This window comes from Acidovorax sp. KPB24-03, from assembly GCF_057546605.1.
This window is the reverse complement of the sequence record NZ_BAAJYR010000842.1, coordinates 1-765: the sequence shown is the minus strand read 5'-3', so window position 1 is coordinate 765 and position 765 is coordinate 1. Positions and strand designations below refer to the sequence as shown.

Here is a 765-nt window from a genome sequence, read left to right as displayed (position 1 = left end):
CCCAGGCGGCGCACCCCACTCGCGGCAGGCGGCGCGGTCGTCGGATTCGTCCACCGCCTGCGCGGCGGCCCAGGGCACGAGGCCATCCACCAATGCCCGGTGGGCTTCGCCGAAGAACGGCAGGGCGAGGTGCGCCGTGGACGGGGCGGCGGGCGCGGGGGGCGTGGCGGCGTGCATGGCCTCAATCCCCCGCGAACACGGGTTTCTGCTTGGCCGCGAACGCCTCGTAGGCGCGGCGGAAGTCCTGCGTCTGCATGCAGATGGCCTGCGCCTGGGCCTCGGCCTCGATGGCCTGGTCGATGGTCATGCTCCACTCCTGGCCCAGCATGGTCTTGGTCATGCCGTGCGCGAAGGTGGGGCCCTCGGCCAGCGAGCGGGCCGCGGCCTGCACGTGGGCGAGCAGGTCGGCCGATTCGTGCAGGCCGTTGAAGAAGCCCCAGGCCAGCCCTTCCTGCGCCGTCATCGCGCGGCCGGTGAACAGCAGCTCGGAGGCGCGGCCCTGCCCGATCATGCGCGGCAGCAGCGCGCAGGCGCCCATGTCGGCGCCGGCCAGGCCCACGCGGGTGAACAGGAACGCGGTGCGTGCGGCGGGCGTGCCGTAGCGCAGGTCGCAGGCCAGCGCCACCATGGCGCCGGCGCCGGCGCAGATGCCGTCGATGGCGCCCAGCACCGGCTGCGGGCAGGCGCGGATGGCCTTCACCAGGTCGCCCGTCATGCGCGTGAACTCCAGCAGTTCGGGCATGGTCATGCCGGTGAGCGGGCCGA

1 protein-coding gene and 1 pseudogene are annotated in these 765 nt (G+C 74.0%); both read right to left on the bottom strand.

From position 1 onward, the window contains the following. Positions 1-177 (bottom strand): annotated as a pseudogene (locus tag AC27KI_RS26375) (acyl-CoA dehydrogenase family protein); the annotation flags it as partial. 4 nt (positions 178-181) lie between these two features. Continuing rightward, positions 182-765: enoyl-CoA hydratase family protein (locus tag AC27KI_RS26370; RefSeq protein WP_487116825.1), on the bottom strand; the 584-nt coding region annotated here is incomplete at its 5' end.